Source organism: Nocardioides sp. GXQ0305, assembly GCF_050880345.1.
GTDB lineage: Bacteria > Actinomycetota > Actinomycetes > Propionibacteriales > Nocardioidaceae > Nocardioides.
In genome coordinates this window covers 827,260-849,339 of sequence record NZ_JBNYXG010000001.1, presented here as the reverse complement: position 1 = coordinate 849,339, position 22,080 = coordinate 827,260, and the positions used below count along the sequence as shown (strand labels likewise).

At 73.6% G+C, this 22,080-nt stretch carries 20 protein-coding genes; 5 read left to right on the top strand and 15 right to left on the bottom strand.

Annotated elements, in window-relative coordinates:
* Positions 1-20: 20 nt before the first annotated feature.
* From ACQ1X7_RS04045 to ACQ1X7_RS04025, 5 genes are all read right to left on the bottom strand, one after another.
* A complete protein-coding gene (locus tag ACQ1X7_RS04045; protein WP_432476869.1) occupies positions 21-1,073 on the bottom strand; it encodes a YihY/virulence factor BrkB family protein in 1,053 nt (350 codons plus the stop codon).
* Complete coding sequence (locus ACQ1X7_RS04040) at positions 1,073-1,591, bottom strand: 2'-5' RNA ligase family protein (protein WP_432476868.1); 519 nt, start codon at positions 1,589-1,591, stop codon at positions 1,073-1,075. The genes ACQ1X7_RS04045 and ACQ1X7_RS04040 overlap by 1 nt, the downstream gene beginning before the upstream one ends.
* Before the next feature lie 9 nt (positions 1,592-1,600).
* Entirely contained in the window at positions 1,601-2,662 is a 1,062-nt protein-coding gene (gene trpS, locus ACQ1X7_RS04035; RefSeq protein ID WP_432476867.1) for a tryptophan--tRNA ligase, read from the bottom strand.
* A gap of 42 nt (positions 2,663-2,704) precedes the next feature.
* Positions 2,705-3,904: an MFS transporter gene (locus ACQ1X7_RS04030; RefSeq protein WP_432476866.1), complete on the bottom strand. Its 1,200-nt coding sequence runs from the start codon at positions 3,902-3,904 to the stop codon at positions 2,705-2,707.
* A 69-nt stretch (positions 3,905-3,973) separates the two neighbouring features.
* Positions 3,974-4,939, bottom strand: coding sequence for an ArsR/SmtB family transcription factor (locus tag ACQ1X7_RS04025; protein ID WP_432476865.1), 966 nt, complete (start codon positions 4,937-4,939; stop codon positions 3,974-3,976).
* 58 nt (positions 4,940-4,997) lie between these two features.
* On the opposite strand from ACQ1X7_RS04025, the gene ACQ1X7_RS04020 reads away from it, so the two are divergent.
* Positions 4,998-6,209: a hypothetical protein gene (locus ACQ1X7_RS04020; protein ID WP_432476864.1), complete on the top strand. Its 1,212-nt coding sequence runs from the start codon at positions 4,998-5,000 to the stop codon at positions 6,207-6,209.
* On the opposite strand, the gene ACQ1X7_RS04015 is transcribed toward ACQ1X7_RS04020, so the two are convergent.
* On the bottom strand, positions 6,184-8,424 hold the full coding sequence (locus ACQ1X7_RS04015) for an NADP-dependent isocitrate dehydrogenase (RefSeq protein WP_432476863.1): 2,241 nt from the start codon (positions 8,422-8,424) through the stop codon (positions 6,184-6,186). The genes ACQ1X7_RS04020 and ACQ1X7_RS04015 overlap by 26 nt on opposite strands.
* A gap of 9 nt (positions 8,425-8,433) precedes the next feature.
* A complete protein-coding gene (locus ACQ1X7_RS04010; protein ID WP_432476862.1) occupies positions 8,434-9,189 on the bottom strand; it encodes a hypothetical protein in 756 nt (251 codons plus the stop codon).
* Positions 9,190-9,231: 42 nt separating this feature from the next.
* Between ACQ1X7_RS04010 and ACQ1X7_RS04005 the strand changes: the two genes are divergently transcribed.
* Positions 9,232-10,251 carry a malate dehydrogenase gene (locus ACQ1X7_RS04005; RefSeq protein WP_432476861.1) on the top strand — a complete coding sequence of 340 codons (1,020 nt, stop codon included), beginning with the start codon at positions 9,232-9,234 and terminating at the stop codon, positions 10,249-10,251.
* Positions 10,252-10,561: 310 nt separating this feature from the next.
* Here the strand turns inward: ACQ1X7_RS04005 and ACQ1X7_RS04000 are convergent, their stop codons facing one another.
* The 6 genes from ACQ1X7_RS04000 to ACQ1X7_RS03975 form a co-directional block, all read right to left on the bottom strand.
* Positions 10,562-10,888, bottom strand: coding sequence for a DUF3017 domain-containing protein (locus ACQ1X7_RS04000; protein ID WP_432476860.1), 327 nt, complete (start codon positions 10,886-10,888; stop codon positions 10,562-10,564).
* A 2-nt stretch (positions 10,889-10,890) separates the two neighbouring features.
* Entirely contained in the window at positions 10,891-11,736 is an 846-nt protein-coding gene (locus tag ACQ1X7_RS03995) for a bifunctional methylenetetrahydrofolate dehydrogenase/methenyltetrahydrofolate cyclohydrolase (RefSeq protein ID WP_432476859.1), read from the bottom strand.
* Positions 11,737-11,762: 26 nt separating this feature from the next.
* Positions 11,763-12,857 (bottom strand): calcium-binding protein, encoded by a 1,095-nt coding sequence (locus tag ACQ1X7_RS03990; RefSeq protein WP_432476858.1) that lies wholly within the window; start codon positions 12,855-12,857, stop codon positions 11,763-11,765.
* Positions 12,858-12,981: 124 nt separating this feature from the next.
* Entirely contained in the window at positions 12,982-14,541 is a 1,560-nt protein-coding gene (purH, locus tag ACQ1X7_RS03985) for a bifunctional phosphoribosylaminoimidazolecarboxamide formyltransferase/IMP cyclohydrolase (protein WP_432476857.1), read from the bottom strand.
* A 6-nt stretch (positions 14,542-14,547) separates the two neighbouring features.
* The gene (purN, locus tag ACQ1X7_RS03980; RefSeq protein WP_432476856.1) at positions 14,548-15,141 is read right to left on the bottom strand and encodes a phosphoribosylglycinamide formyltransferase; all 594 of its coding nucleotides are present in this window, start codon (positions 15,139-15,141) and stop codon (positions 14,548-14,550) included.
* Between the two features lie 20 nt (positions 15,142-15,161).
* The gene (locus ACQ1X7_RS03975; RefSeq protein WP_432476855.1) at positions 15,162-16,397 is read right to left on the bottom strand and encodes a cell division protein PerM; all 1,236 of its coding nucleotides are present in this window, start codon (positions 16,395-16,397) and stop codon (positions 15,162-15,164) included.
* A gap of 91 nt (positions 16,398-16,488) precedes the next feature.
* Between ACQ1X7_RS03975 and ACQ1X7_RS03970 the strand changes: the two genes are divergently transcribed.
* On the top strand, positions 16,489-18,309 hold the full coding sequence (locus tag ACQ1X7_RS03970) for a hypothetical protein (RefSeq protein WP_432476854.1): 1,821 nt from the start codon (positions 16,489-16,491) through the stop codon (positions 18,307-18,309).
* On the opposite strand, the gene ACQ1X7_RS03965 is transcribed toward ACQ1X7_RS03970, so the two are convergent.
* Together ACQ1X7_RS03965 and ACQ1X7_RS03960 are read right to left on the bottom strand one after the other, a co-directional pair.
* The gene (locus tag ACQ1X7_RS03965) at positions 18,306-19,196 is read right to left on the bottom strand and encodes a class I SAM-dependent methyltransferase (RefSeq protein WP_432476853.1); all 891 of its coding nucleotides are present in this window, start codon (positions 19,194-19,196) and stop codon (positions 18,306-18,308) included. The two genes, ACQ1X7_RS03970 and ACQ1X7_RS03965, sit on opposite strands and share 4 nt — an antisense overlap.
* A gap of 194 nt (positions 19,197-19,390) precedes the next feature.
* The gene (locus tag ACQ1X7_RS03960; protein WP_432476852.1) at positions 19,391-20,074 is read right to left on the bottom strand and encodes a hypothetical protein; all 684 of its coding nucleotides are present in this window, start codon (positions 20,072-20,074) and stop codon (positions 19,391-19,393) included.
* 218 nt (positions 20,075-20,292) lie between these two features.
* Between ACQ1X7_RS03960 and ACQ1X7_RS03955 the strand changes: the two genes are divergently transcribed.
* Entirely contained in the window at positions 20,293-20,787 is a 495-nt protein-coding gene (locus tag ACQ1X7_RS03955; protein WP_432476851.1) for an RNA polymerase sigma factor, read from the top strand.
* A complete protein-coding gene (locus ACQ1X7_RS03950; protein WP_432476850.1) occupies positions 20,780-22,078 on the top strand; it encodes a hypothetical protein in 1,299 nt (432 codons plus the stop codon). Before ACQ1X7_RS03955 ends, ACQ1X7_RS03950 begins: the two co-directional genes overlap by 8 nt.
* The last annotated feature ends 2 nt before the right edge of the window (positions 22,079-22,080 follow it).

Below are 22,080 nucleotides of genomic sequence, written 5' to 3'. Positions count from 1 at the left end.
CGACGCGATTCCTCCCCAACTCAACCCTTGCGGCGGCGGGCGAGCGCGACCAGGCCGAGGGTGGAGGCGCTGCCGGCGGCGAAGGCGGCGCCGGGTGAGACGCGGGAACGCTTCGGCGCGGGTGTCTCGCGCAGCGGCACCTCGGCCAGCTCCCGCATCTGCAGCTCCGAGCGGTCGGCGTGCAGCGCGTCGTGCTCGCGCTGCGCGCGGGCCGCGGCCGCGGTGTGGGCCCAGGCCGCGGCGTACATGACGATGCGGGAGAAGTAGTAGATCCAGACCAGGAGGATCAGCGCGATGCCGAAGACCTGGAACGCCGGCGAGTTCTGCGTCGCCTCGAGCAGCAGGAACGACAGCCGCTTGAGCAGCTCGAAGCCGATCCCGCCGAGCAGCGCCCCGGCCCACAGGCTGCCGGTGGGGGTGCTCGGGCGTGCGAGCAGCTTGAACAGGATGAAGAACAGCAGGAGGTTGGCGCCGAACCCGAGGGCGACCGACAGCAGCTGCAGAGCCCACGCGAGCTCCTCGCCCAGGCCGAGCCACCCGAGGATGTCGGCGGCGAAGCCACTCACGAACCCGGCGACCGCGACGCTGAGGATCAGGGTGACTCCGATGATCACCAGGCTCAGCAGGTCGCGCAGCTTGCCGAGGACGAAGTTGGGCTGCTCGGGAGCCGGCATCTCGAACATCACGATCAGCGCCTCGCGCATCGCCGACAGCCAGCCGAGGCCGGCGTAGAGGAGGCCCAGCACGCTGACGATCGCGAGCAGCCCGGTGCCGTCCTGCTGGAAGGTCTCAGCGGAGAGCTCGCCCTCGTCGGTCCCGAAGATGCCCGGCAGCATCGACTCCAGCGCGTCGGAGAGCGCGTCGTCGGCGTTCGGGAAGACCACCGCCAGCCGCCCGACGACGAGGAAACCGAGCGCGAGGACCGGGAAGAACGACAGGAAGGCGAAGTAGGTGACGGCGCCGGCCTGCAGGTTGCCCTTGACCGTCCCGTAGTGCTCCACCATCCGGAACACGTGGTCGACGAACGGCCGCCGCTGCCGCAGCGCCTCGAGCCGCTCCTGGGGCCCGGCCATCAGGCGGCTCCCCCGAGCGGGTACTCCCGCGTGGGGCGCCAGCCCGCGGCGTCCTCGTGACGGTAGAGGTGGAACTCGTCGGCGGGGAAGACGCACTCGAAGGAGGCCAGCTCGGCGAAGGCACGGTCGAGGGTCTCGTCGGGCAGGTGGTGGGCGATCGTCACGTGGGGGTGGTAGGGGAACTGGAGGGGCACGTCGAGCGGTCCGCGGCGTACGGCGTGGGCGAGCTGCTCGCAACCCGAGATGCCCTCGGCGAGGGTCACGAAGACGACCGGCGAGACCGGCCGGAACGTGCCGGTGCCGCGCAGGTGGACGGTGAACGGCGGGAAGCCCCGCGCCGTCGTCGCGAGGTGCCGGTCGATCGCCGCGAGGTCGTCGTCACCCACCTCGGTGGGCGGGACCAGCGTGATGTGGGTCGGGATCCGGGTCGCCGTCTCGTCACCGAGCGCGGTCCGGTAGTCCTGGAGCTGGGTGGCCCAGGGCTCGGGAATCGCCAGAGCTACTCCGATCGTGGGCACCGGACGAGCCTACTGTGCGGACGCCGGCACGAAACCCACCCGCCGGTAGACGTCGCGCAGGGTGGCCTCGGCGATCGCCCCGGCCTGCTCGCAGCCGCGGCGGAGCACGTCGGTGAGGTGGGTGCGGTCGTCGAGCAGCTCGAGGGTGCGGTCGCGGAACGGGGTCACGACGTCGACCACCACGTCGGCGAGGTCGGACTTGAGCGCGCCGTAGCCCTGGCCGGCGTACGCCTCCTCGAGCTCGACCACGGGCCGCCCTGTCAGCGCGGAGTAGATGGTGAGCAGGTTGCTCACGCCCGGCTTGCCCTCGGGGTCGAACCGGATCTCCGAGCCGGAGTCGGTGACGGCCGAGCGGATCTTCTTGGCGCTGACGCCGGGCTCGTCGAGCATCTCGATGATGCCCGCGGGCGAGGACGCCGACTTCGACATCTTCGCGGTCGGCTCCTGGAGGTCGGTGATCTTCGCGGTGGCCTTGAGGATGTAGGGCTCGGGGAGCCGGAAGGTCTTCTTGTAGCGGTGGTTGAACCGCTGGGCGAGGTCGCGGGTGAGCTCGAGGTGCTGGCGCTGGTCCTCGCCGACGGGCACGTAGTGGGGTCGGTAGAGCAGGATGTCGGCGGCCTGGAGGACCGGGTAGGTGAAGAGGCCGACGCTGGCGGCGCCCTCGCCGCCCCGGGAGGACTTGTCCTTGAACTGGGTCATCCGGCGGGCCTCACCGAAGCCCGTGAGCCCCTGCAGCACCCAGGCCAGCTGCGCGTGGGCCGGGATCTGGCTCTGCACGAAGATCGCCGACCGGGTCGGGTCGATGCCCATGGCCAGCAGCTGGGCCGCGGCCCGCAGGGTGCGGTCGTGGAGGAGCCGGGGGTCCTGCTCGACGGTGATCGCGTGCAGGTCGGCGATGAAGAAGAACGGCTGGTGCTCCTCCTGCAGGTCCACCCACTGCCGCAGCGCGCCGAGGTAGTTGCCGAAGTGGAAGGAGTCGGCGGTCGGCTGGATGCCCGACAGCACCCGCGGGCGGGCGCCGCCCGTCGCGGCACCGACGGGCTGGGTCTGCGGCTCGGTCAGGGCTGGCATGCGGGCGATTCTGTCAGCCCGGCCCTCCGCGACGACGCTCGGTCAGCCCTGGCGCTGGCGCAGGGCGGCCGACCAGCCGAGCACGAGCAGCCCGAGGGCCGCGAGCAGCGCGCCGACCAGCGCCGGGGCGCGGTAGCCCCAGCCGGCGGCGATGACCAGGCCGCCCAGCCAGGCACCGAGGGCGTTGGCGACGTTGAGCGAGGCATGGTTCATCGCGGCGCCCATGGTCTGGGCCTCGGCGGCGACGGCCATCAGCCGCAGCTGGAGCGCGACGACGAGGACCGATCCGGTGACGGTGATCCCGAAGACCACCGGCAGCGTCCACCAGCCCGCCGGCGCGAGCAGGCTGAAGACGAGGAGCAGCACCCCCTGGCCCGCGCCGCCGATGAACATCGACCGCATCACCGACCAGTCGGCCATCCGTCCGGCGACCCAGGTGCCGACCACCATGCCCAGCCCGAAGGCCAGCAGGAAGAACGGCGCCACCGACTCCGGCAGCCCACCCACCTCGGTCACGGTCGGCACGATGTAGGTGTAGACGGCGAACATGCCGCCGAAGCCGACCGCCCCGGCGGCCAGGGTCAGCACCACCTGCGGGCGCCGGAGCGCCGCGAGCTCACGCTTCCACGTCGCGTCGCTGTCGCCACGGGACGACGGCACGAACGCGGCGACGAGCGCGACCGTGAGCAGGCCGAGCAGCGCCACCAGCCAGTACGCCGCCCGCCAGCCGAGGTTCTGTCCCAGCCAGGTCGCGGCGGGCACACCGACCACGTTGGCGACCGACAGTCCGAGCATGACCGAGGCGACCGCCCGCCCCTTGCGGTCGGCGGTGACCAGGCTCGCCGCCACGAGCGACGCGACGCCGAAGTACGCGCCGTGCGGCAGGCCGGCCGCGAACCGGGCGACCAGCAGCGCGTCGTACGACGACGCGAGGGCGGACGCCGCGTTCCCGAGCGCGAACGCGGTCATCAGGGCGACCAGCAGCGCGCGGCGCGGCAGCCGGGCGGCCAGGAAGGCGATGGTCGGGGCACCCACCACCACGCCGAGCGCGTACGCCGAGATCGCGTGGCCGGCCATCGGGATCGACACCTCGACGCCCCGCGCGAGCTGCGGCAGCAGGCCCATCGACACGAACTCCGTGGTGCCGATGGCGAAGCCACCCGTGGCGAGGGCGGCCAGCGCGACGGCGACGTGCCGGGTCGGGGCAGGGGTCTGCTCGGCGCGGGTCTGGGTGAGGGTCACGACCGGCTGCAACCCGGCCCGTCCGCCGCGCATTCCGCCGCGGACCGGCCCATGACTGTCAGGTGGGTCTCATCGCGGGAGCCGGCCGGCGGCGGCCAGCGCGTCGCCCAGCGCGGTCCGCCAGTAGAGCACCTCCCGTCCGGAGCGGCGCCGCTCGGCCAGCCCGCTCTCGCGCAGCACCCGCAGGTGGCCGCCGACCGAGCCGAGCGGCAGCCCGGTGAGCGCCGCGAGCCCGGTGGTGCTGGAGGGGGTCTCCAGCGCGGCCAGCAACCGCGCGCGGTTGGACCCGATCAGGCGGCCGGCGGCCCCGGGCTGGCCGGTCTCCAGGCCCGCCAGCACCCCCGCGACGGGGTAGAAGACGGCGTACCGGCTCGGGAGCCGCCAGCCGACCGAGCTCGCCGGCCCGTGCACCGGGACGAACCACAGCTCGCTCGCCGCCTCGAGGTCGCGGGTCGGGTTGTCCTGCACGTTGATCCGCAGCCGGCCGTCGCCGAGCCACGCCCGGTCCCGGCCCAGGTCGCTCAGCACCGCCTCCCAGCCGTGGCTGGCCAGGCGTGAGGTGCGCGCCACGATGTCGGCGCGCAGCACCCGCTCCCGGCGCGGCCAGTCGCTGGCCACGACGTGGGTCCACACCCAGTCGAGCAGGCCGGTGGCGTGACCGACGAGGCCCGGACGGCGCAGGGCCGTCGGCAGCGGCCCACCGGTGGTCTCGAGCAGGTCCGCCCGGAGCCGCCGGTCGCCCAGCTCCTCGAGCTCCGCGAGCTGGTCAGGGAAGGTCGTCGAGCCGCCGCGCGGCGGGAGGCACAGGAAGTCGGCCGTCCAGCCCGCGCGGAAGCCATGGGCCAGCACGGCCGCCCGGGCCGGGTGGCGATCGAGCATCGCGGCGAACGCGGCACCGTGCAGCGCGGCCAGCGCGCGCTCGGTGGGGGTGCGCGGAGCGGCCAGGCCCGCCATCGCGGCCACCACGTCGGCGTACGGCGACACCGCGAACCGCGCCCGCGCGAGCAGGTCCGCCGAGATCCGCCACAAGCCCATGTTTCGCCTCCTCACGAAACATTAGGGCACGGCGCACCCGGCCCCCCACGATGACCCGGTGAAGACGTACCGCGAGCTGTTCGGGGTCGCCGAGTTCCGGACCCTGTTCGTCACCCAGTGCCTCACCATGGCCGCGGGGGCGACGTCCGGGCTCGCGCTCGGCACGATCGTGCACGCGGAGACCGGTTCTGCGGTGCTGACCGGGCTCAGCATGTTCGGCGGACCGCTCGCGGCCCTGCTGGCCTCCGGCTTCGTGCTGGCCGCCTCCGACACGATGCGGCCGCGGCAGGCGCTGGTGCTGGCCGCCTGCGTGGTCGCCGTCGCCGACCTGCTCCAGGCGGTGCCGGGCCTGCCCTGGCCGGCCCGCTTCGGGCTGCTGGCCGTGATGTGGCTGGTGCTCTCGACCGCCGCCGGCGCCGGCATGGCGCTGATGGCGGACATCCTGCCCCGCGAGGCCTTCGTGCTCGGAAGGTCCACGCTCAACATCGCCGTGGGCTCCATGCAGGTGGTCGCGTACGGCGTGGGCGGCCTGCTGCTCCTGGCCCTGTCCCCCGGGCAGCTGTTCCTCGTCGCGGCGGGCTGCTCGCTGCTCGCCGCCCTGCTGCTGCGCACCCGGCTCGGCGACCGCGCGGCCCGCGCCAGCGGCCCGGTGGTGCGCCGGACCCGGGAGGTGAACCGACGGCTGCTCGGCTCCCGGGTGCTGCGGCCCCTCTACCTGTCGTCGTGGGTGCCGAACGGCCTGATCGTGGGCTGCGAGGCGCTCTACATCCCGTTCGCCGGGCAGCAGGCGGGCTACCTGTTCGCCGCGACCGCCGCGGGCATGCTGGCCGGCGACGTCGTGGTCGGCCGGTTCGTCCCCCACGACGTGCGCGACCGGCTGGTCAACCCGCTCCGCTTCCTGCTGGCCGCGCCGTTCCTGCTGTTCTGGTTCGAGCCCTCGATCGGGGTGGCGATGGCGCTCGGGCTGGTCGCCGCCGTCGGCTACGCCGACAGCCTCCCCCTGCAGGAGCGGATGGTCGCCCACACCCCCGACGACACGCTCGGCCAGATGATGGGCCTGCGCGGCGCCGGCCTCAGGGTCGGTCAGGCCGTGGGCGCCCTGCTCGCCGGGACCACCGCGGACCTGCTCGGCGTCGGCCCGGACGCGGCCGGCCGGGCGATGGCGGTGATGGCCGTCGCCTCGATCGTGGTCAGTGTGGCGCTGGTGCCGGGCCTGGCGCGGTCGCGCTCGGCCCCGCACCCGGCTACAGCGCCGCGAGCGCCTCGTTGAGGGTCTTCGACGGGCGCATCACGGCCGCCGCCTTGTCGGCGTCCGGCCGGTAGTAGCCGCCGATGTCGGCCGGCTCCCCCTGCACCGCGGCGAGCTCGTCGACGATCGCGTCCTCCTGCGACGAGAGCGTCTCGGCGAGACCCTGGAACGCCGACGCCAGCTCGGCGTCGTCGGTCTGACCGGCGAGCTCCTGGGCCCAGTAGAGGGCGAGGTAGAAGTGGGAGCCGCGGTTGTCGATCCCGCCGATCTTCCGGGTCGGCGACTTGTCGTTCTCGAGGAACGTCTCGGTCGCCCGGTCGAGGGTGTCGGCGAGCACCTGCGCCCGGGCGTTGTCCTCGCGTCCGGCGAGGTGCTCGAAGGAGGCCGCCAGCGCGAAGAACTCGCCCAGGCTGTCCCAGCGCAGGTAGTTCTCCTTCACCAGCTGCTGGACGTGCTTGGGGGCCGACCCGCCGGCCCCGGTCTCGAACAGGCCGCCGCCGTTCATCAGGGGCACGATCGAGAGCATCTTGGCCGAGGTCCCGACCTCCAGGATCGGGAACAGGTCGGTGTTGTAGTCGCGCAGGACGTTGCCGGTGACCGAGATCGTGTCCTCGCCCCGGCGGATCCGCTCCAGGGAGTACGCCGTGGCGTCGGCGGGCGCCATGATCTCGATCGCGAGCCCGTCGGTGTCGTGGTCGCGCAGGTACTGGTGCACCTTCTCGACCAGGTGCGCGTCGTGGGCTCGGGTCTCGTCGAGCCAGAAGACGGCGGGGGCGCCGGTGGCGCGGGCGCGGGTGACCGCGAGCTTGACCCAGTCGCGGATCGAGGCGTCCTTGGTCTGGCAGGCCCGCCACAGGTCGCCCGGCTGGACGTCGTGCTCCAGCAGCACGTCGCCGGCCGAGGACACGACCCGGACCGCGCCGGCAGCGGGCACCTCGAAGGTCTTGTCGTGGGAGCCGTACTCCTCGGCGGCCTTGGCCATCAGGCCCACGTTCGGGACCGTGCCCATGGTCGCGGGGTCGAGCGCGCCGTGCTCCCGGCAGTCGTCGATGACGGCCTGGTAGACGCCGGCGTACGACGAGTCGGGGATCACCGCGAGGGTGTCGTGCTCCTCGCCGTCCGGGCCCCACATGTGGCCGCCGCCCCGGATCATCGCCGGCATCGAGGCGTCGATGATCACGTCGGACGGGACGTGCAGGTTGGTGATGCCGCGGTCGGAGTCGACCATCGCCAGCTCCGGGCCGTCGGCGAGGCCGGCCTCGACGGCCGCCTTGACCGCGTCGCCGTCGGGCAGGTCGGCGACGGCCGAGAGCAGTGCGCCGAGCCCGTCGTTGGGCGAGACGCCGGCGGCGGCGAGCTGCTCGCCGTACTGCTCGAAGAGCGTGGGGAAGAACGCCTGCACCGCGTGGCCGAAGATGATCGGGTCGGAGACCTTCATCATGGTGGCCTTCAGGTGCAGCGAGAAGAGCACGTCGTCGGCCTTGGCGCGCGCGATCTGCTCGGTGAGGAACCGGCGCAGCGCGGCGACGTCCATGAAGGTGGCGTCGACGACCTCGCCCGCGAGGACCTTCACCTCCTCCTTCAGCACCGTCGTCGTGCCGTCGGCGGCGACGTGCTCGATCCGGAGGGTGTCGTCACCGTCGACGACGACCGACTTCTCGTTGGAGCGGAAGTCACGCTGGCCCATCGTCGCCACCGAGGTGCGCGAGTCCGCGGACCACGCCCCCATCCGGTGGGGGTGGTTGCGTGCGTAGTTCTTCACCGACGCGGGCGCGCGACGGTCGGAGTTGCCCTCGCGCAGCACCGGGTTGACCGCCGAGCCCTTGACCTTGTCGTACTTCGCGCGGGCGTCGCGCTCCTCGTCGGACTGCGGGTTCTCGGGGTAGTCGGGTAGGTCGTAGCCCTGCTCCTGCAGCTCCTTGATCGCCGCCTTGAGCTGCGGGATGGAGGCAGAGATGTTGGGCAGCTTGATGATGTTCGCCTCGGGCTTGGTCGCGAGCTCGCCCAGCTCGGCCAGGGCGTCGTCGATCCGCTGCTCGTCGGTGAGCCGGTCGGGGAACTGCGCGATGATCCGGCCGGCCAGCGAGATGTCGCGGGTCTCGACGTCGACGCCCGCCTTCGCGGCGTACGCCTCGATGATCGGCTTGAACGAGTACGTCGCCAGCAGCGGCGCCTCGTCGGTGAGCGTGTAGATGATCCGAGAGGCGGGAGCGGGCTGGTCCGTCGAGTCAGTCACCCCACGAAACTATCGTGCCGCCTCGCCCGGGGTGAACTCGACCAGCTCGGCCTCTCCGTTGCCTCCGGACACCGTCTCCTCGAAGACCAGCCCGGTGCCGCGGGCGTAGTACTTGTGCTCCACCAGGCCGGGTTCCAGGGGCGTGGTGTCCTCGACGAGGAGCAGGTCGGTGTAGGACTCCGACCCGACCGCCCGCGCCTCGTCGAGGGCCAGCACGGTCGCGCGGTCCTCGGCCTCGCCCGCGGCGTACTCCTGCTGGTAGCCGTCGCCCCGACGCGGCCTCGCGAGCATCACGACGCCCGCCTGCGCCCCGTCGACGCCGGCCTCCCACGACCCCGCCCGGTCGGGGCGGCCGCGGTCGTCGTACTCGACGGTGTCCTCGCCGAAGTACCAGACGTTGCCCGCGCGGTCCTGGGCGAACCAGTCGTCGGTCTCCTCGACGACCTCGCCCTCCTCGTCGGTGACGACGTCCCGGACGACCGTCGTCGTCACACCGGCCACCTCGCGGGTCCGGTCGGTGACGGTGACCGTGATCGTCTCGCCGTCGGTGGACTCGTAGACCCACTCCGCCCCCGGGAGCAGGGGCAGCCACGGGTTGTCGACGCGTGCGACGAAGTCGTCGGGATCGGGCGAGGGTGTGGGGACCTGGAGCATGTCCACGCCGCCGGGCGAGACCGTGGGCGGGTCTCCGGCAGCACCACAGCCCGTGAGCCCGACGCCGCCCAGGACGAGCGCCGGGAGCGCCAGCAGGCGACGTGGGGGCATGGGCACAGCATGTCGCACCGCTGCTAGCGTCGGGCCCGTCCCATGAACAACAGCCTCAAGGAGCACGTCGTGAACGCTCACGCCCGGGGTCCGCTGAAGGTGGCCGTGACCGGCGCCGCCGGCCAGATCGGCTACAGCCTGCTGTTCCGCCTCGCGAGCGGCGCGCTGGGCGACCGTCCGGTGGAGCTGCGGCTGCTCGAGATCGAGCCGGCCCTCAAGGCGCTCGAGGGCGTCGTGATGGAGCTCGACGACTGCGCGTTCCCGTCGCTGGCCGGGGTCGAGATCGGTGCCGACGCCACCCAGATCTTCGACGGGGTCAACCTCGCGCTGCTCGTCGGTGCCCGCCCCCGCGGACCCGGCATGGAGCGTGGCGACCTGCTCGAGGCCAACGGCGCGATCTTCACGGCACAGGGCAAGGCGCTCAACGAGGTCGCGGCCGACGACGTCCGGATCGGCGTGACCGGGAACCCGGCCAACACCAACGCTCTGATCGCGATGAGCAACGCCCCCGACATCCCGACCGAGCGGTTCTCGGCGCTGACCCGGCTCGACCACAACCGGGCGATCTCGCAGCTGAGCGCCAAGACCGGGGCGGCCGTCACCGACATCCGCCACATGACGATCTGGGGCAACCACTCGGCCACCCAGTACCCCGACCTGTTCCACGCCGAGGTCGGCGGCCGCAACGCCGCGGAGGTCGTCGACGACCAAGCCTGGATCGAGAACGACTTCATCCCGACCGTCGCCAAGCGTGGCGCCGCGATCATCGAGGCGCGTGGCTCGTCGTCCGCGGCCTCCGCCGCGTCCGCGACGATCGACGCCGCCCGCGACTGGCTGTACGGCTCCGCCGACGACGACTGGGTCTCGATGGCGGTCCGCTCCGACGGCTCCTACGACGTCCCGGAGGGCCTGGTCTACTCCTTCCCGGTCACCACCCGCGACGGCGACTGGGAGATCGTCCGGGGTCTCGAGATCGACGACTTCTCACGGGGCCGGATGGACGCCACCGCCGCCGAGCTCGAGGACGAGCGGAAGGCCGTCTCGGAGCTCGGCCTGATCTGAGAGCGGGCAGGGACGGCGCGAGGAACGAGCGCAGTCCCGTCGCCCGCGAAGGTTGAGCAAGCGCCGCGAGCGAGCCTGCGAGCTCGCGATGCGCGCGTCGAAACCCCGTGACGGGCAGGGCCAGCGCGAGGAACGAGCGCAGTCCCGTCGCCTGCGAAGGCTGAGCAAGCGCCGCGAGCGAGCCTGCGAGCTCGCGATGCGCGCGTCGAAACCCGGTGACGGGCGCAGGGCCGGAACCCTGCCGCGCTCGCCCCTGCCGTGGTGCGGGGGTTGCGAGGCTCGCTGACGCTCGCACCTCAACCTCCGAGCGTCAGAGGGGCTGGTTGGGGATCGACCCCGCGAGCACGACCAGCGCTCCGCCGAGCAGGCTCAGCACCGCGGTGTCGAACCACCGGTTGCGGACGGCCAGCATCCCGGCGTGGTGGCGCGGCAGCAGCAGCCGGCACGCGGCCGCGAAGAGCAGCGAGCCGCCGGCGAACCGGACCCCGAGCCGCCAGTCGCCGATCATCACGATCACCAGGCCGCAGCCGACGCCGAGCAGGGAGACCAGGTAGAGCGCGCCACCGATCGTCGACGGGTACCGTCGCGGCGGCTCCTCGGGCGGGACCGGGATCCCGGCGTCCGGTCGTTCGTCCACCGTCACCCCAGGGACCGCTCGGCGATCTCGACGATGTTCGAGAGCAGCATCGCCCGGGTCATGGGTCCGACGCCCTTGGGGTTGGGCGAGACCCAGCCGGCCACGTCCCACACCGAGGCATCGACGTCGCCGGCGATCCTGCCGTCGACCCGCGAGACGCCGACGTCGAGCACGGCCGCGCCGGGCTTGACCATGTCACCGGTGATGATGCCCGGTACGCCGGCCGCGGCGACCACGACGTCGGCGTTGCGGGTGTGGGCCGCCAGGTCGCGGGTGCCGGTGTGGCAGAGGGTGGCCGTCGCGTTCTCTGTGCGCCGGGTCAGCAGCAGGCCCAGGGGGCGGCCGACCGTGATGCCACGACCGACCACGACGACCTCGGCGCCGGCGAGCTCGACGCCGTGGCGGCGCAGCAGCTCGATGCACCCGACGGGCGTGCACGGGAGCGACCCGGGCTCACCCAGGACGAGCTTGCCGAGGCTGACGGGGTGGAGACCGTCGACGTCCTTGTCGGGGTCGACGCGGGACAGCAGCGCGAACTCGTCGAGCCCGGTCGGCTGCTGCACCAGGAAGCCGGTGCAGGCGGGGTCGGCGTTCAGCTCGTCGATGACCGCCTCGACCTCGGCCTGGGTGGCCGTCGCGGGGAGGTCCCTCCGCAGGGAGGTGATGCCGATCTCGGCGCAGTCCTTGTGCTTGGCGCCGACGTACCAGTGGCTGCCGGGATCGTCCCCGACGAGCACTGTGCCCAGGCCGGGCACGATCCCCTGCTCCTTGAGCTTGCCCACCCGCTGGGTCAGCTCGGCCTTGATCGCCGCGAGGGTGGCGGCTCCGTCGAGAGTCTTCGCGGTCACCTGCCGGAGTGTAGGCCCGGGACCGGTCAGGCCTCGCACTCGGACACGGTCTCGGCCACGCAGGTGTCGGTCCCGGGGCCACCCGTCGCGCTGTCGACGCCGTCGCGGCCGTCGAGGACGTTGTCGGCGTCGCTGCCGATGAGGTCGTCGTTGAACGCGGACCCGATGACGTCCTCGATCGAGTCGAAGGTCCCCCTGACCGCGCGCGACGCGGTCTGGGGGGTGACGCTCAGGTCGACGTCGACGCCGCCCGACGCCGACGCGAGCGACAGCGTGTCCGTCCCCGGCCCGCCCGTGAACATGACCGTGCCACCGGCGACCAGGAAGGTGTCGTTGCCCTTACCGCCGGAGCCGAGGCGGGCGGTGCCGGATGCGCGCGAGCGGACCATCACGTCGGCGCCCTGACCGGCGCGCAGCCGGTCGCGGCCGGCGTTCGCGAGCAGCCGGTCGGCGCCGCCACGCGACTTGACGACGTCGTCGCCGCCACCGCCGTCGAGGGCCTCGGCAGCCGGGCTGCCGATGATCCGGTCGTCACCGGAGCTGCCGCGCACCCGGGTGATCCCGGAGAGCCGGTCGGGGCCACGCCCGGTCGAGGTCCCGGCGGCCAGATTCACGGTCACGCCCTGGGGAGCGGTCCCCATCACGAGGCGGGAGTCGCCGTTCCCGACCAGCACGTCGGCACCCTTGTCGGCGCGCAGGACGTCGGGCGCACTGGCCGCGGGGCCGGCACGGAGCGTGTCGCTGTTGTCGCCGCCGGACAGCACGTCGGCGCCCGGACCCCCGAGGACCCGGTCGTTGCCGGGCCCACCGGCGAGGTTGTCGGTTCCGCCACCACCGCAGATGACGTCCCGTCCGCCCATGCCACGAATCCGGTCGCGGCCCCCCAGGGCCACGACCACGTCACGCTTCCCGGTGCCCTTGAACCGGTCGCGGCCGTTCGTGCCGACCCACGTCGCCCGCACTCCTCCGCAGGTAGGACGCGCGGCGGCCGCCTTGGCCGCGGGCGCGGCCGTCGACGTCGCCGCCGCGGGCGTCGCCGCTGCGGCGGACGTGAGTGGCAGCAGCGGCAGCGCGAGCGCCACGACGCTCAGGACGGACGTGAGTGCGAGACGGACGAACATCGGCTTCCCCCGGGTCTGGCTTCGGATGCAAGCAGCCCGAGCCTGCCGACAGGTGCGTGCAGCGTAGCCGCTCCGGACAGGGTCCGGTGAGAAAAGATGTGGGGACCGGTCTGGACCGGTGTCGTCAGTGGGCGAAGTGACGGGTGCCGGTGAGGTACATGGTCACACCCGCCGCCTCGCACGCCTTGACCGTGAGCTCGTCGCGGACCGAACCTCCCGGCTGCACGAGAGCGGTGACGCCGGCGTCGAGCAGGATCTGGGGGCCGTCCTCGAAGGGGAAGAACGCGTCGGAGGCGGCGACCGACCCGGCAGCCCGCTCCCCCGCCCGCTCGACGGCGAGCCGGCAGGAGTCGACCCGGTTGACCTGCCCCATGCCGATGCCGACCGAGGCGCCGTCCTTCGCGAGCAGGATGGCGTTGGACTTGACCGACCGACAGGCCCGCCAGGCGAAGGCGAGGTCGGCGAGCACCTCCGCAGGAGCCGCCGCACCGGTCGCCAGCGTCCACGTCGCCGGGTCGTCGCCCTCGGCCTCGACCGTGTCGGCGAGCTGCGCCAGGGCACCGCCGCAGACCTGGCGGTACTCCAGGCCGACGCCGCCGTGCCCGGACGTGCGGAGGATCCGGATGTTCTTCTTCCCCCGGAGGACCTCGACGGCGCCGTCGTCGTACGCCGGCGCGACGATCACCTCGGTGAACACCTCGGCCACCTGCTCGGCCATCGCCACGGACACCGGGCGGTTGACCGCGATCACGCCACCGAAGGCCGACACCGGGTCGCACTGGTGGGCGCGTCGGTGCGCGTCGGCCACGTCGGCGCCGACCGCGATGCCGCACGGGTTGGCGTGCTTGATGATCGCGACCGTCGGGACGTCGCCCTGCTCGTGGGCGGCCCGCAGCGCGGCGTCGGCGTCGACGTAGTTGTTGTAGGACATCTCCTTGCCGTGCAGCTGCTCGGCGGTGGCCAGCGAGGCCCCGGCGTCGGGGTCGACGTAGAGCGCGGCCCGCTGGTGCGGGTTCTCGCCGTAGCGCAGCACCGCGGAGCGCTCCAGCGCCAGGCCCGCGAACGCGGGCCAGCCGGTCTCGTCGCCGGCCAGCTCCTGGGCCATCCAGCCCGCTACCGCAACGTCGTAGGCGGCGGTGTGGGCGAACGCCTCGGCCGCGAGCTGCTGCCGCTCCTCGAGCGTGAAGCCGCCCGCCGCCACGGCGGCGAGCACGTCGGGGTAGCGGGCGGGGGCGGTGACGATCGCGACGGACGGGTGGTTCTTGGCGGCGGCGCGGACCATCGAGGGGCCGCCGATGTCGATCTGCTCGACGCACTCGTCGGGCGCCGCACCGGAGGCGACGGTCTGGGTGAACGGGTAGAGGTTGGAGACCACGAGGTCGAAGGGCTCGACGCCGAGGTCGGCCAGCTGCGCGACGTGGGTGTCCAGGCGCCGGTCGGCCAGGATGCCCGCGTGCACCTTCGGGTGCAGCGTCTTGACCCGGCCGTCGAGGCACTCGGGGAACCCGGTGAGGTCCTCGACCTTCGTGACCGGGAGGCCCAGCCCCTCGATCAGCGCCGCCGATCCCCCCGTGGAGACCAGCTCGACACCGGCCTCGTGTAGGCCCCGGGACAGGTCGTCGAGCCCGGCCTTGTCGTAGACGGAGACCAGCGCGCGACGGATCGGGATGCGAGTGTCTGACACGGGCAGTCAGCCTATCCGCACCCGGCGCCCGTCGAGCGACCATCCCTCCCGGGCCATCCGCCCGATGCTCCCGACCAGCATCGCCCGCTCGGCGACCTTGATCCGCTCGTGGAGCGACTCCGCCGTGTCGTCGTCCGCGACCGGCACCGGCACCTGGGCGACGATCGGGCCGGTGTCGACCCCGTCGTCGACCACGAACAGCGTCGCACCCGTGACCTTGACGCCGTAGGCGAGGGCGTCGGCGGCGCCGTGCATGCCCGGGAACGCCGGGCACAGCGCCGGATGGGTGTTGACCATCGCCACGCGGGACCGCAGGGGCGGGCCGACCAGCTTCATGAAGCCGGCGGAGACGACCAGGTCGGGTCGGTGGGCGGTCACCGCCTGGGCGAGCGCCCGGTCCCACGCACCGCGGTCGGCGAAGTCGCCGACGCGGCACACGAACGTCGGCACGCCGGCCAGCTCGGCCCGGGCCAGCCCCTCGATCCCGTCCCGGTCGGCCCCGACGGCGACCACCTCGGCGCCGTACGCGGGATCGGCGCAGGCGTCGAGCAGTGCCTGGAGGTTGGTGCCGGTGCCGGAGACGAGGACGACGAGGCGCACCACCGCACCCTAGATGACGTTCAGGCGCGGGAGCGGCGCTGCCACCACGTCATCAGCAGCCCACCGACCAGGCCGCCGATGCCGAAGGAGGTGACCGCATGCACCATGACCTCGGTGGCGACCGGCCCGACGACCTGCATCCGGCCCGGCCCGACGGCACCCCCGGCCACGCCGGCGAGCAGGGCGATCACGACGCCCGCGGAGACGCCGCCGACGCAGCCCCGGAGAGCGCCGCGGTCCCAGCGCAGCGTGGGGCGGCGGCGCTGGGCCCGGGCTGCGGCGTACGCCGCGACCAGGGCGGGGAGCGCCACCAGCCACACCGTCCAGGCCGGTGTCGGGCCGCTGTCCGGAAGCGCCGCTAGCAGGGGGAACGCCGGGAGCGGCCCGGTCAGGACGATCGTCGGGCTGACCAGGGTCTGGGTCCCGACCGCGAAGCCCGGCCCCAACAGGTAGCTGCCGGCGAAGACCGTGGCGTTGGGCAGCAGCAGGGCCGACACCAGGGCGTAGACGGAGGTCTCGCCCGCCGAGAGGTGCAGGCCGGACACGACGTTGGCTGCGGTCCCGAGGTCGAGCGCCAGCGCCGCGAGCAGCGCCACCAGGGACACGAGCAGGAAGGTACGCACGATCGCGCCGCAGGTCGCCGCGGCCGCGCGGAGGTGGGCCGGCACGACGGCAGCCCAGATCGCGGCGCGGCCGCTGCCGACCGCGATGGCGGGTCCGCCGACCAGGAGGGCCAGCAGCAGGGACCAGCCGAGCGCCCGGGGTCCCGAGGGCGCGGTCGCCGGGGTTCCGGCGAGCGCCAGGGTGAGGGACGTCACGGCGGCGTACCCGACGGCGAAGAGAAGGGTCGCCGACGGCACCGTCCAGTCACGCTCACCGTCGGAGATCTGGTCGGAGTCGGGCCCGTGCCCGGACACCAGGTCGCCGACGGTGTGGCCGAGCCGCCACACCAGCCAGCCGGCGGCGAGCGTGAGCAGCAGGGGTACGGCGGTGACGGTCACGCCGGCCACCACCACCCCCGACCCGTGCGCCATCAGCCACGCCAGCGCTCCGACCCGCAACGCGTCGCGCGGCTGCCCGTGGGTCCCTGCGTCCGCGAGGAACCACCCGGTCACGCCGAGCGCCAGGCAGACCGTCAGCAGCGTGCCGGCGGCGGCCACCCCGCCGAGGGCGGCGACGAGGGTGAGCGGGCGCCGGTGGCGGAGGTCACTCGCCGTGACGGCGGGGCGGTCGGGAGCCGAGAGCAGCGAAGTCATGGCGCGGCCATCCTCGCGCGGCCCCACGCCCGTTCAGCGCTCCCACGCCGATGTGCCCGGCCGCCCGCCTCACCCGTATGGTGGGTCGGTCATGACGCAGCCCGACCAGTTCGACGCCTTCTACAAGAGCGCGCGGACCCGGTTGCTGCTCCAGACCTACGCGCTGACCGGCGACCTCCCGGCCTCCCGGTCCGCGGTGCGCGACTCGTTCGTGGTCACCTGGCACCACTGGCGCAAGGTGAGCCGGCTGGCCGACCCCGAGTCGTGGGTGCGTCCGCACGCGTGGACCCACGCGCAGCGCCGCCACACCACCCGGATCTTCCACCGCGACCGCAACCTCGACCCGGACGTCGCGAGGACCCTGGAGTCGCTCGGCAAGCTGTCGGTCGGACAGCGCAAGGCGCTGCTCCTCGAGGCGCTCACCGCCCTGCCGCTCGCCGACCGGGCCCGCGAGCTCGGGCTGACCCGCCCCGAGGCCGAGCGGCAGACCCGGACCGCCTGCGAGCGGTTCACCGCCCTCCGCGACGTCGAGGCGGGCGACGTGCCACGGCTGTTCGAGGCGCTGCACGCCCAGGTGGGCAACGTCAGCTGGCCGCGCGCCTCGATCCTGCGGCGCTCGGGAGCGGCGCGCCGACGTACGCACACGCTCGTCGGGGCGGTCGCCGGGCTGGCAGCGGTCGTCGGCACGGGGTTGCTGGTCGACGGCACCGACGGGCGGACCGAGCTGCCGCACGCCGCCATCGACAACAGCCGGTCGGTCACCGCCGACGCCGACCCCGTGCGGTTCGACGCCGACGCGCTGGTGGGTGACGGCGAGCTCGGGCTGGCGGTCGACGGGACCGGCTGGCGCGCCACCCGGACGAGCGACAACCGGGAGGGCGACGGCCTGGCCACCCCGTGCCAGCAGCGCCGGTACGCCGACCCGTCCGCCCGCGCCGCGCTGGTCCGCTCCTACACGACCAAGCCCGCACGAGGCGAGCCGAAGGTCTCCGCGGTCCAGACGGCCGAGCTGTCGCAGAACGTCCGCTCGGCCCGGCGTACGTATCGCCAGTCGCTGGCCTGGTACGCCGGGTGCACCGCGCCGCAGGTGCAGCTGCAGTCGACCCACCGGGTCGACGACGTCGGGGACCAGGCGATGCTGCTGCGGCTGCGCGACTGGAGCAAGGGGAAGACCTACCTCGCCGGCGTGGCCCGGACCGGCCAGATCACCACCACGATCTTCTACCGCACCGACGACAACGCCGAGCCCGACGTCGCGGGCGCCACGCGGATGCTGGTGCTGGCGGTCAACGGCATGTGCCCCACCCCGCAGGGTGACGGCTGCGCCACCGTCCCCCACGCCGAGGAGGTCCCGCCCGTGCCGGTCGGTGAGGTGCCCGGCCTGCTGGCCAGCGTCGACCTGCCGATGGTGCCCCGCGTCGCCCGCCCCTGGGTCGGCACCGAACCCCGCGAGGCCCGGGACAACGTGGCGGCGACCAACTGCGACCGCACCGACTTCTCGGGCAAGCCCGTGCGCGACGGCGTCACCCGCACCTTCCTGATCCCCGAGGCACGGCTGCCGGCCACCTTCGGCGTCACCGAGACCGCCGGCTCCTTCGGCTCGGACGCCGAGGCGCGCGAGTTCGTGGCCACCGTGCGCCGGAAGATGGCCAGCTGTGCCGACCGCGACCTCGGCGCCGACGTGGAGCCGATCGCGTCCGAGGCCGACAAGGGCGCCGAGCACGCCGCGTGGCGGGTCACCGTCGAGATCGACGACCGGCAGACCGTCACCTACCTGATGGGCGTCGTCCGTCGTGGCGACACCGTCGCGCAGCTCGGCTTCATCCCCGGGCGGAACGTCACCATCGGCCCCGACCCGTTCGTCGAGCTCGTGCTCCGGGCCGGCGAGCGGCTGGCCTACCTGCGGCGCTAGGCCTGCCCGCCTCCTGCCCCGGTGCCCGCTCGGTGCAGCTCGTAGCCCGTGGCCCTCGCCAGCACCCTGTTGACCCGCTCGCGCCACCCTCCGGCCGGCGGGGCGGGGGCCGGGTCGGGCTCGTTCCGCGCGCCGCCCGCTCGCGGTGGTGCCGGTGGGCTCGCGACGCCCGGGAGCGCCACGACCGGGTCCCAGGCCTCCTGGATGATCTCCTTGCGGAAGCGGCAGCGCACGGTCGCCCGCTCGCCCCTGGCGTAGCCCTTGAGGCCGGCCTCGACGGGTCGTCCGGCCAGCCGTCCCTGCCAGTCGTACATGGACTCGATCTCGAAGCCGTAGGCGTGCATCAGCATCTGCACCGCCGGCACCGAGGGCCGCAGCACGAGCACCCGCCCCACCGACCAGTCGTCCTGGGAGGCGCTACGGATGTCCTTCGCGTTCGGTTCGCCGATCACCCGGAGGTCCTGCTCCGCGTCCGCCGTGACCATGGTGTCGACGATCAGGTGCTTGGGCTCCAGGTGGTGGAGCCGGTACATCAGCTCCGTGTGCCGGTAGGTGTGGTACAGGTACCCGAGGCACAGCACCACGTCGACGTCGAAGCTCTCACGGGCCAGCACCTCGAAGAGGTCGCCGCAGACGAAGCGGTAGGTCTCCGGGTCCTGGCCGTAGAAGGCGAAGGTCTCCTCGGCCTTGTCGATCAGGCTCTGCCTGACCTCCACCCCGGTCACGTGCGCAGCCCCGGTCTTCAGCGCGGCGAACGAGAAGCGCCCGTCGTGGCTGGCCAGGTCGAGCACCCGCGCCCCCTCGAAGATGTCCCGGTTGCTGGCGAACACCGCCTCGTAGCGCTCGTTCGTCCGGTGGGGTTGCGGTGCGAGGTCGCTGACTTCCATGAATCGTGGATAGTCCTCGGCGAACATCTGTCTCCCTCTCCCTTGCTGGTTCTCAGACGGTCTCCGTTCCCGCCATGCAACCGAAGACACGGATCGGTCGCAAGGGACACGGCGACGCCCCGCGCGGACCCCTTCGACCAGGCCATCGCCCGGATGACCCACGACCTCCAGACCACCGGGCGAGCCACGGTGCCTCAGCCGGTCAGCTGAGCCACCAGGTCCGCGACCGCCGACGCGGTCTCGTCGGGCTCCAGCAGGAGGTGCAGGTGGCCCGCGCCGTCCAGCCGGCGGTACGGCCAGCCGTGCCGCTCGGCGAAGGCCAGCTCGTCGGCGTACGTCGACCCGAACGCCAGGTAGCCACGCCCGCCCTCGGCCCAGCCGGCCGGCACGGGCACCTCGGCGTCGACGTAGATCAGCGGGACCTCCGGGACGACGGCGTCGACCCGGTCCAGCCACGGGTCGGGCAGCACCGCGGCAGCGTCCGCGCGCGGCCACCACCGGGTCCACCTCGGTAGCCTGCCGTCCGGGCCCGCCAGCTCGGCGAGCTGCGGACGGAACCCGGCCGGCGCCAGTCCCGTGGACCCCTCGGTGGTGGGCAGCGCGGCGTCCACGAAGACGATCGGGACCCCTAGGGGCGCGGCAGCCACGACAGGTGCGAGGTAGCCCGCGTTGCTGTGCGGCACCAGCACCACCTCGCCGAGCCCGGCCGCCAGCGAGGACCACGACGAGACCAGGTCGAGGGCGTCCGGGGTGTCGGGGGAGGGCGCGACCGACGCGGCGTACCTCTGCGACGACAGCGCCGCCGCCAGCCGCTCGTAGGGCGTCGGCCCGAGGAACGGGCTCGGCAGCACGAGCAGGTGCGGGAGCTGCCTCGTCACACCCGGTCCGCTCCCGTGTTCCGGCCACGTGCGTCGCCCACCCTGACAGACTTCCATGGCGGGCCGCCGCGACGCTGCCCACCCACCCCCGTGCCGCACGGAGGTCGTCTGTCCGGGCGGCGAAGTCCGTCGCCTGGTGCAACCCGACCGGTCCTCCGTGCGTATCAGAGGCGACGGTGCACACCGCCGGGCAGGCGGACCAGGAGGGGACGGAGCGCATGGACGAGACCGAGTTCGACGCCTTCTACACCGCGTCGTTCCCGCGCCTGGTCGGTCAGCTCTACGCCATGATCGGCGACCGGGAGGAGGCGCACGACTGCGTCCAGGAGGCCTTCGTCCGGGCCTGGTCCCACCGGCGCCGGCTGCGAACCGCCGACCACCCCGAGGCCTGGGTCCGGACGACGGCGTACCGCCTGGCAGTGAGCCGCTGGCGCCGCGCCGTGCGCGCCCGTCGCAGCCCGGATCGGGCGGTGTCCCCGGCGCTGACCGCGGATCCGCCGGACGAGGCGCACGTCGCGCTGGTCGCCGCACTCCGGAAGCTCCCGGAGCCGCAGCGGCGAGCGCTGGTCCTCCACCACATCGCCGACCTGCCCGTGCACGAGGTCGCCCGCGAGGTGGACTCCCCCGAGGGCACCGTGAAGGCCCGACTCTCCCGCGGTCGCGACGCCCTGGCCGCACTCATCGCCGACACCCCGGAGAAGCGTCATGCCTGAGCAGACTCCGCTCGACCTGTTCGACCCCGGCGCCGTGGAGGTCACGCCCCTGCCGGCCGCCGAGGTACGCCGTCGCGGGGACCGCCGACGCCGACGTCGTGCCGCTGCTGTCTCCCTCGGAGCCGCCGCTGCCGTGGCCGTCGTCGCGGTCGCCGGCACCGGTCTGGTCGACCAGGGCCGCCGCTCGGCGCCTCCCGCCGGCTCCCCTTCGTCCCCGCCGCAGTCGGCCGACGAGTGGCGGACCGACATTCCGTCCGGCTTCCCCCTCGAGCGCGGCCTCCGGGCTCCTGAGGGCGATCCGATCTCCGGTCCCGGCGCCCGGGCCCGGGGGATCGCGCCCCTGGACATCTGTGAGGACGACGGCAACGGTCCCGCGCAGTGGCCGGGCGACTACGTCGAGCGCCTGGCCGCCAGTGCCAGCGGCCCGGAGCTCCTCGACGCGCGCGAGCTGGTCACGTTCCCCGACGACCGGGCCGCCACAGCGGTGCTCGCGACCATCCGGGACCGGGTGGCGCGGTGCGGCGACGGCGACACCCGGTGGACGGTGCACGAGAGCAGCGGAGTCGGCGACGAGTCGCTGACCCTGAGCCGCACGTTCGAGCTGGGCCTCGGCGGCGACGTCTACCAGCTCACGCGGGTCGGCAACGCGATCCTCGCGGTCGACCTCGGCGGCGAGTGGGATCTCGGCTCCACCGTGCCCGCCGGCATCGAGGACGCGTCCGCGACCAGCGCGGACCTCGTCACCGCGATGTGCGTGTTCGCCGTCGAGGGGTGTGACGGTGGTCCCGAGGAGCCGAGTGAGCTCCCGGCCGGCCTCCCCATCGGCGCAGGGATGTCCGACCCGCGCGTGTTCCCCGGCCGGGCGCTGCTCGCCGAGGAGCTCGAGCTCTGCGGGGAGCGCCCGCTCTCCGCGGTCGACGCCGTCGACGCACGCTCGGCCCGGCTGGCCGGCGGCGAGACCAGCGAGACACGGACCGTGCTCCTGTTCTCCGAGGAGTCGGTGGCCGACGACGCGCAGGCCGCCCTGGTCTCCAGCGCGCAGCGCTGTCCGCGCGGTGACGTGCCCGGGAGCGAGGTCGAGGTGCTCCCGGGGACCGACGGCTGGCCCGGTCGCACCATCCGGACGACGTACGCCGGCGAGCCACCGACGGCCATGCTCGTCCACGTGGTCCGCGTCGGCCCGGCACTGCTGCTCAGCGAGTCGTACGCCGGCGCCGGTCCCGACGCGGTCACCGACACCCGGGACCTGATCGAGCCGCAGCTCGCCGCCCTGGAGGAGCTGAGGGACTGACG